The 7,655-nt window shown below is 68.8% G+C and carries 4 protein-coding genes; all 4 read right to left on the reverse strand.

Features of this window, described 5'->3' with window-relative positions; all coding sequences use genetic code 11:
• Window positions 1–61: 61 nt before the first annotated feature.
• The 4 genes from AC1WTP_RS33980 to AC1WTP_RS33995 all read right to left on the reverse strand — a co-directional run bounded on the left by AC1WTP_RS33980 (window position 62) and on the right by AC1WTP_RS33995 (window position 7,349).
• The gene (locus tag AC1WTP_RS33980) at window positions 62–4,012 is read right to left on the reverse strand and encodes an AAA family ATPase (protein WP_481653308.1); all 3,951 of its coding nucleotides are present in this window, start codon (window positions 4,010–4,012) and stop codon (window positions 62–64) included.
• A gap of 497 nt (window positions 4,013–4,509) precedes the next feature.
• Window positions 4,510–4,659: a hypothetical protein gene (locus AC1WTP_RS33985; protein WP_481653309.1), complete on the reverse strand. Its 150-nt coding sequence runs from the start codon at window positions 4,657–4,659 to the stop codon at window positions 4,510–4,512.
• A 566-nt stretch (window positions 4,660–5,225) separates the two neighbouring features.
• The gene (locus tag AC1WTP_RS33990) at window positions 5,226–6,164 is read right to left on the reverse strand and encodes a replication-relaxation family protein (protein WP_481653310.1); all 939 of its coding nucleotides are present in this window, start codon (window positions 6,162–6,164) and stop codon (window positions 5,226–5,228) included.
• A gap of 444 nt (window positions 6,165–6,608) precedes the next feature.
• Window positions 6,609–7,349 (reverse strand): DUF2637 domain-containing protein, encoded by a 741-nt coding sequence (locus AC1WTP_RS33995; protein WP_481653311.1) that lies wholly within the window; start codon window positions 7,347–7,349, stop codon window positions 6,609–6,611.
• Window positions 7,350–7,655: the final 306 nt, after the last annotated feature.

Consider the following 7,655-nt stretch of genomic DNA (forward strand, 5'->3'; position numbering starts at 1 on the left):
GGCGGTCCCACCCATCTCCGCCCAGGTCAGAACCAAAATTTCAGCTCTCCAGGTCCCCGAATTACGTCGAACCCGGGTCGGTGGCGTGTTCGGCGGCGTCATGGGCACGGGCGAGAGCCGAGCCGAGTTCCTCGCTGACGCCGTTCACTGCGCTGAAATGGCGGGGTCGCATCGCGTCCTTGATAAGGGGGCGCATCCGCTCGTGGATGCTGCATTCGCGAGCGTGGGCGGTGATGTGGTGCGCGAGGTCGGGTTGATCCAACGCCCACGTGCCTATGTGAGCGAGCAGCTCGACGAGTGACCGGAGCTGTTCGCCGTCGAGCTTGGCGGCGAGCCGGGCCAGTGCGGCTCCTTGGTTGTTGGTGAGGCGGTCATTGACGGCCGCGGCGATGACGAGACCGGCGTGAGGAGCGTTGAGGTTGTCACTGATCCAGGTGGCGAGGACGTCGGCGTGGGTGTCGTAGGCGGTGTTGAGTTCGTGGATGTCGTCCGGGAGAGGGACGCCGTTGTTGGCCCGGTCAGCGAGGTGATCAAGGACGAGCCGGGGGTGGGCGGTCGCGATTCCGGTGAGGGTTTCTTGAACGGCGTAGGAGTCATAGCCGGCGTGCGAGAGAAGGCTGAGGACTGCGGCGGCGTCGTCTGCGTTGAGGGCGGCGCCGAAGGTCCTGCCGTCGTAGTTGCAGGCGTCTTCGATGGCTCGGGTCGCGCCGAGCTGGCTGATCTCGTGATCGAGGAGCACCCTGACCGCGGCGGTGGGCTGGTCGCTGAGGTAGGTGCCTGCAGCGGCGAGGTAAGCCTGAGCAATGTCGGGGTCAGGATCGTTGATTCCGGTCGCCCAGATGTCGGCGAACGGGTCGCCGAGGAGGTGCCAGCGTTGTCCCCTGAACCCGCTGGCGAACGCCAGCTTCACCTCCCGCCGGCCGTCAACGACGTTGTCCTGTATCCAGGCGATGGCGTCGCCCCGGGCGTGTTCGAGCCACCGGGTGATGAGGAAGCTGAGTTCCTGGTCGAGCGGCCCCGGCGGACGACCGGCGATGTTGAGAACGATGGATTCGAGGTCTTCGGGTGACTGTTCTGCGATGTTGTGCCACAGCCCCCACAGGGTGATCGACCTACCGTTCTTGAGGGCTAGGACGGCTCGGGCAGTCTGGCCAAGCAGGTCGAGCATCGCGGGGATGTCGCCGAGGCCGAGGAGCCTGCGGGCGACGTCGGCAAGCTGCTCGCGTCGCAGCGCCATGCGCTTTTGGACCTTGTCGTGGATGCGCGCGTTCTTGTCCGCCTGCCTTTCCTCTTCGGTCATGCCGGCGAGGTGTTCCCGCTCGGCGGTTCGCTCGGCCTCGAGCTCTCCGAGTGTCGGTACCACCCGACGTTTCGGGGCCGTCAGGCCGAAATGGTTGTTCCACACCTGGTCCGCGACGTCGTCCGCGAGCCCGGCGGAGTTATCGAGCCGAGCCAGCAGCGTGAGTGCCGCATGCCGGATCCGGAGCGACGAGGCGTGGTCTGCACTCCACTCGATGTAGTCGCGAATGCGGCGTCGGACGGCCGGCACTGTGGTCTTGTCCGCGACCTGGCCGAACACCTCCAGGGTCGCGAGGTCGTCGTCCTCCCACTGCAGGATGACGTCGTCACCGATGACCTGGTTGAAGTAGCCATGCGGCTGCAGCAGCCCTCCGTGCAGGAGGTCCAGCGCTTCACCAGCGCGTCGGAGGTCGTCCGAGAGGGCCTGTTCTTGGAGTAGCTCGCGGATCTGGTTGCGGACGTCCCGGACCTTGGTCGCGTTGAAGGTGTGCGGCTGGAACGCGAGCGTTCTGATGCTGGACTGGACGGTTTCGAGCTCTTCTTTCGCCAGCAGCGGCTTGAGCGCGAACAAGGGGGTGGCTGCGTCCTTTGCGTCGCCCGGCTCCTTGAGCCATTCGGCGACGCGGGCAACGATGCGCTTCGGGAACGACGCATGCGGAAGCGTCGCGAGGTTGGCGAGGCGGTCTGTCACCATTCGTTCCGGGTGGTCGGGGTTCGAGTTCGTCGGCCTGGCATCGGGCCGGCGGAGCGCCCACAGAGCGTCGAGGACGGTCTCCAGCTGGTCGCTGTCGTTGACAGCGGCACGCGCGTACAGTCTCGGCATCTTCGCGCGAACGTCGTCTCGGCCGAGCGGCGCCAGACCCAACAGCTTCCGATATGGATGGTCCTCCTCGTCCTCAGGAGGTTCGACGCCTTCGGCGTCCTCGCGATCCAGACGGACACGGAGCTCGTCGAGGATCGCGACGACCTCGGCCGGCTGGGTGGCCGCCAGCTGCTCCAACTGGCTGAGCTCGTCAACCAGGCGCCCGTTGTACGGCGTCTGCAGACGGGCGCGGATGGCGGTCCAGATGTTCGCCATGAGGCGTGGTCCGCCGCGCTGCGCGAGTCGCCAGTCAAGCTCGCCGAGGGACAGGGCGAGCTGGTGGTGGTGGTCGGTGCCGAACGTGTCCCAGAGTTCGGTGACGAACCCGCTGTCGTAGTCCTCGAATGCTGCGGTGACCTCGAGGACATGGTCGGCGAGTACGTCGGGTACCACCCGCAGCACGTCGCCGTGTTCGACCAGGACGCCGCGGTCGCGCAGGGCCTTGAGCAGCCGGGCCAGCTCGATGGGTTTCAAGGCGCAGAAGCCTGCGATCTTGTCCATTAGCGCCCGGTCCTCCGCCTGCACTGGGCCGAGGGCCGTGTAGGTCGCAAGGACCCGCTGGGTGGTTTCGGTGCGGAAGCCCTGTACGTCGGTGCCGAGGAGCTCTTGGTATCGAGTCAGGATCTGGGTGCGCAGGCCGGCATCGACGCCGAGTGACCCGGTGAGTTCGCCGCGCCTGATGAGGTTGGCGGTGATGACGGCGACGAACGGACTGTGTTCAGCCTGTTTGGCGAGGTAGCTTGTCAACGGGAACGGCAGCTTCATCCCCTCGGTCAGGGCCTTCACGAGCTGCCGTGCCTGCTTCGGCACCAGCTGGCCGACATCGACGATCGCGAGCTCGGACGGACCGAACTGTGCCAACGCCGCTTGCTCGACGACCCCGGTCTTTGCGCTCGGGCGGGTCGCCAGAACCAGTTGCACATCCGCCCGTTCGCGGACGAATGCCAGCAGCGGCGCCAATGCCGCCGGGTCCGTGTGCGCGTCGTCGACCAGGATGACCATCGGACCCATCCGAAGCTCGTCCATCGCTGTGGCGTGGAACCGATGCCCGGCCGCCAGGCACACCACCGGGACCCAGGGCTGCCGCTCTTGTAACGCGGTCAGCGCCTCGGTCACCAGGCGCGACTTCCCGCGGCCCGCTGGACCAGCGACGACCACCACCTGGCGGAACCCGCCACTATCCCGATCGAGGGCTGCCCCCAACGCGGTGAGCTCGTCCTTGCGCCCCACCAGCGGACCAAGGTCGTTCATCACGGCGTTCGGATTTCTTCGCCCCGAGACGAACGTCTCGAGCGACACGAACGCATCCCCAGGCGCTTCGAGAAACAGCCGCCGGACGTCTTCACCCCAGGTCTGGTCGAGGATGTCTCGCTGAACTTGCGCAGGCAGCTCTTTCAGCATGGCGGTGAGCTGGCCACGGTCCAGAAGGGTCCAGCCCACATGCTTCTTCATCTCGGCGCGCGCCTGTGAGGAGGCAACCCGAGAGAACACCAGGTAGAACTCCTCGGCCTCCTCGTACGTCACCTCCTCGACCGCGCGCTTCACCTCGAAGGGCCTCAGTCTGTCCAGGTGCTTGCACTGCCACGCGGCCGACACCCCGTCGCTGTACTCTCCGGCCAAGTCGATGCCGTCTTGCTTGTCGCCCGACGTCCCCCACCGCTCCACCCTGGCGACGTGACGGACCTCAGTGCCCAGGTACCGCTCCGCCCTCAGGAGCCGCTCGACGAACTCCTCAAACTCGTAGGGGCTCAGCCACGGCGTCGGCAGCAGCTTCGGGTGTTTGTCGGACAACAGCCCCTGCGCGGCGGACCCGCGATCCTCATCGCCCGCGTCGCGATTCCTCTCACCCATCTCCAGCCCCTGCTCGCGCCTCGCCTACCGCTGACCCACCCCGATATTTACCCTGCTCGTGGCGGCTTCCATTGTCCCAGCCAGTGCCGACACACAACGCCCCGCGTGGGCTGGGGCGGGAGCTGGCGAAGTACACGGCTTGCCCCGTTGCCCTTCTCACTCAACGGCGCAGGGCCTCGTTGCTCAGCCGGAGTAGAGCCAGCAGGATGCCAGGTGGAGCGAAAAGTGATAAAGCCGTACGTATGCAGAAGAGGTCGCGGCCTCTGGATAGGTAGTCGGAGCTGTGGCCGGGCCCGGCTGAGCGAGGAGCTGCTCCAGTGAGCCTTCTGCTCGCGTAGCTCTGCCGGCAGGTAGGAAGGCCCGCTTGCGGCGGGTGTCCCTCCAACGCGTCGTAGGTCGCTGCATCTCGCCTTAACGCCGACCGCGATGCCGGGCACGCCCAGTTCGGGCAGCCACGTCGCCAGCGGCTGCGCCCGCCCCGCAGGGGCGGACGCAGGTCATGCGGCGCGTCGCGAGCTGGCGGGCTGGTGGTGCAGGCGTAGCAGGCGGGCGAGTTTGGCGGCTTGGTCGACGTCGGGGAGGCCGGCTTCGGCGGCGAGTGCTTGGATCTCGTCTTCGGTCTTCGGGTCGGTCAGGTAGCGGGCCATCGACAGCGTCCCCGGCAAGGCGGATCGCAGTGTGTCGGGGTGTGCGGTCGGGGCCTCGCCGCCGGCTGCCCGCGTGGGCGGGGCCGGCGGCGACGGGTGCGGTGTGCTCGCGCGTGATGTGTGGTCACGGCGTGTGGCCATGTCCCTCCCAGGACGGCTCGTGGGGTGAAGTCGACGTGTCGGGCCATGGGCATCTCCTTCTCGGTGGTAGGGACTCGCTGGATGTCGATCGCCGGATCGGACCGTCCGGAGACGGGCGGCGGGTCGGCGACGGTGAGGGGCCGCGGACTGTAACTCCGGTGGCCGTGGAAGTGAAGACGTGCGCCACTCACAGCAACTCACAGCGCGAGCTGATGAGTGCGCGGATATGCCGCCGAAGAGCGCCGCTGACAGACTGTGACAGCTCGCGAGCCATCCTGCCCGCTTCGCCCGGTCCGCCGCCGCCTCGGTGCGGGCCGCACGGCGGGCGGTGGCCGTCGCTCCAGGGGTGGGGCGGTGGGGGCGGGTTCGGCGGCGTGTGGGGCCACCAGGCCACCCGTACGCGCCGCCTGATCCGCCCCGCCCCATCAGGCGGCCCACCCGTCCCGGTCGGGCGCGGGCTGGGTCGGGAACTCGTCGTCATGGCGGGCGTCGGTGTAGGGCAGGTCGATCAGGCGCTGACGGCCGCTGCGGCCGGCCAGTTGCCAAACCTGGTCAGCGGGGCTGGCACCGAGTGCGGCACGCAGCTCGGCGGTGGTGGTGGCGATGACCGTCTCCAGGCCGGGGACGGCGGCGAGGCGGTGGTGCAGGTTCGCCTCCCGCCGCGCGGAGGGGAGGTGGAACAGCACCGGCCACGCCCAGGTGCTCATGGCGTAGAGCCGCTCGTACTTGGCGATTTTCTCGGTGAGGATGTCGAGTCGTTCGCCGCCGGTGTCGTACTCGAGGAAGAACGGCACCGACCGTCCGCGCTCGGTCCACACCCCGGCGCCGTCGGGGCGGGGCAGTCCGGTCGGTCCGTGGACCATCATCTGCGGGTTGCCGCCTTCGCGGTAGAACACGCCTGGCTCGTGGAACGCGGACGCGGGCCGCCAGCGGGCCAGGCTGGTGTCGGGGTGGATGCGGGCGTGGGCGGCGAGGTCGATGAAGACCTGGTTGCCGCCGAGCAGGTGCGGCAGGTCCGGCCGACGGGTGAGGGACTGCTTGCGGCGGCGGGCCTGGTCCCGGCGCGGTCGTCCGAGTCCGCGTTGGGCGTGGACGTGGTCGTAGCCGAGCTGGTCCAGGAGGTAGTGGTATGGGTAGGAGCCTCCGTCGGGCTTGTTGGGCCGGAACCGGTCCACCGCCCGCAGCAGCGTGAGGCGGCGTAGCCGGCGTTGGGTGAAGTCCAGGGACGGGAACAGGGCGGTGGCGATCTGGTCGGTGGTGAGCACGCCGTGGTCGTAGAGCCAGCCGAGGAGCCGGTCGTCGCGGGCGGTGATGCTGGCCTGCAGCCGCAGCAGCGGATCCGACGCCGGTATTGGTTTACGCATGAGCAGAAGCCCCTGGGGGGAGACCCCAGACTTGAGGGTCTGTCTGGAGCGGTATCGAACCGCTGAGAGCGGCCGTGACCTGGGCTATGAGCGTGTCTGGGGGGTCGTTTTGGGGGTCAGGATCAAGACGGACGGTAGAACGGAGATCGGCACTGACACCGGCGCGGCGGGCCACACCGGGTCCGGCGTGACGGTGCCGTGAGAGCGTGTGTGAATCGAGCCGGTGACACAGGTGAGGTTCGCTGTGCTGGGTCGTCATGGTTGTTGCTCCATGGTCATCAGAGGTACGGGTGGACGTGCGGTGCGCGCACCAGCCGCTGCGGTGGGCGGGGGCGCATTGACAGGTTTGTTCAGGCTCTGTCAGCTCGCGGGCCTGCTGACAGACGCGCACGCTGGTCTGACAGCGGCGACTCGGTCCGACAGAAGCCGTGGGTCGGGGATCTATCACGCGGCCTCCCGCTGTGACAGATCCGGTGCCGGCGGGGTGGTCTCGGCGCGGAGGACGCGCACGAGCGCCGAGGCGGTGGCATTGGACAACTGATATCCGTCAGCGCGCAACTGCCGGGCGAGGGCCTTGCGAGACAGCGGCGTCCCCTCGGCGGTGAGGGTGCGGGCGGCGGTCCGGGCCGCCGGGACCAACGCGGCGACCTCCGGACCGCCCTCGCCGGTCGACGCTCCGTGGTCCCAGGGGTCCAGGACTGCCGGAGACTGGTCCGCGACGGCCGGGACCGCGGTCGTGCAGTCCCGGACCGCGGCAGCGGTCACGGGGACCGGCTGGCGGGTGTCCGGGACCGACGCGTCGACAGTCAGCGGTGGTCCGGGCTCGGCCCGCACGGGCCGAACATGAGGTGGGGCGGGGTCGGCGCGGCCGAGGGCGATCTTCACCATCGCCAGAAAGCCCAGGGCCGGCAGGGCGGCGGCGATCCAGCCGATCACCGACGCCTCCGCCTCCACCACCTGCGCCGCCAGGGACAGCAACACCGCCACAATGAGCACCGTGGCGGGGAAGGCGACGCTCTTACCCAGACGCCGGTTACGCCGCAACTCCAATCCTGCGGCGACCGACGTCAACTCGAGGACGACGGCGTCGGCCCAGGCCAGCCAGCCCGGCTGCCCGTGCCCGGCCGCGACGTCATGCACATGGGTGAACGACGCCGCGCCAGCCGCACCGCCGATCAACAGCATGATCGCCACCTGGGCCCGGTTCTCCCACCGCTCCCGCCTCGTGCCCACCTGAGCGGGCGAGCCGGGGCCACGCTGGTCAGGTGTCACCAACGGCCCACCACCTGGATCCACGCGGCGCGTGCACGGCCGCGTTCGGCGTTGTCGCGTGGAGGCGGGCCGCGACGGCAGCCGCCGCCTCCACGGGGTTGATGTGTGAGGTCACGTTCGTGCTCCAAACGGGTTGGTTGAACCCGGGTTCGACGTAATTCGGCGGGCCTGGAGGTCCTGCGAGGCGGAATGCGCTGGTCGGCGGGTCGCGAGAGGCAG

It is taken from the genome of Micromonospora sp. R311 (assembly GCF_056780015.1).

Coding starts and splice junctions, on each gene's coding strand:
- AC1WTP_RS33980 (WP_481653308.1), bottom strand. CDS start 4,012: ATGGGTGAGAGGAATCGCGACGCGGGCGATGAGGATCGCGGGTCCGCC.
- AC1WTP_RS33990 (WP_481653310.1), bottom strand. CDS start 6,164: ATGCGTAAACCAATACCGGCGTCGGATCCGCTGCTGCGGCTGCAGGCC.
- AC1WTP_RS33995 (WP_481653311.1), bottom strand. CDS start 7,349: ATGCTGTTGATCGGCGGTGCGGCTGGCGCGGCGTCGTTCACCCATGTG.
- AC1WTP_RS33985 (WP_481653309.1), bottom strand. CDS start 4,659: ATGGCCCGCTACCTGACCGACCCGAAGACCGAAGACGAGATCCAAGCA.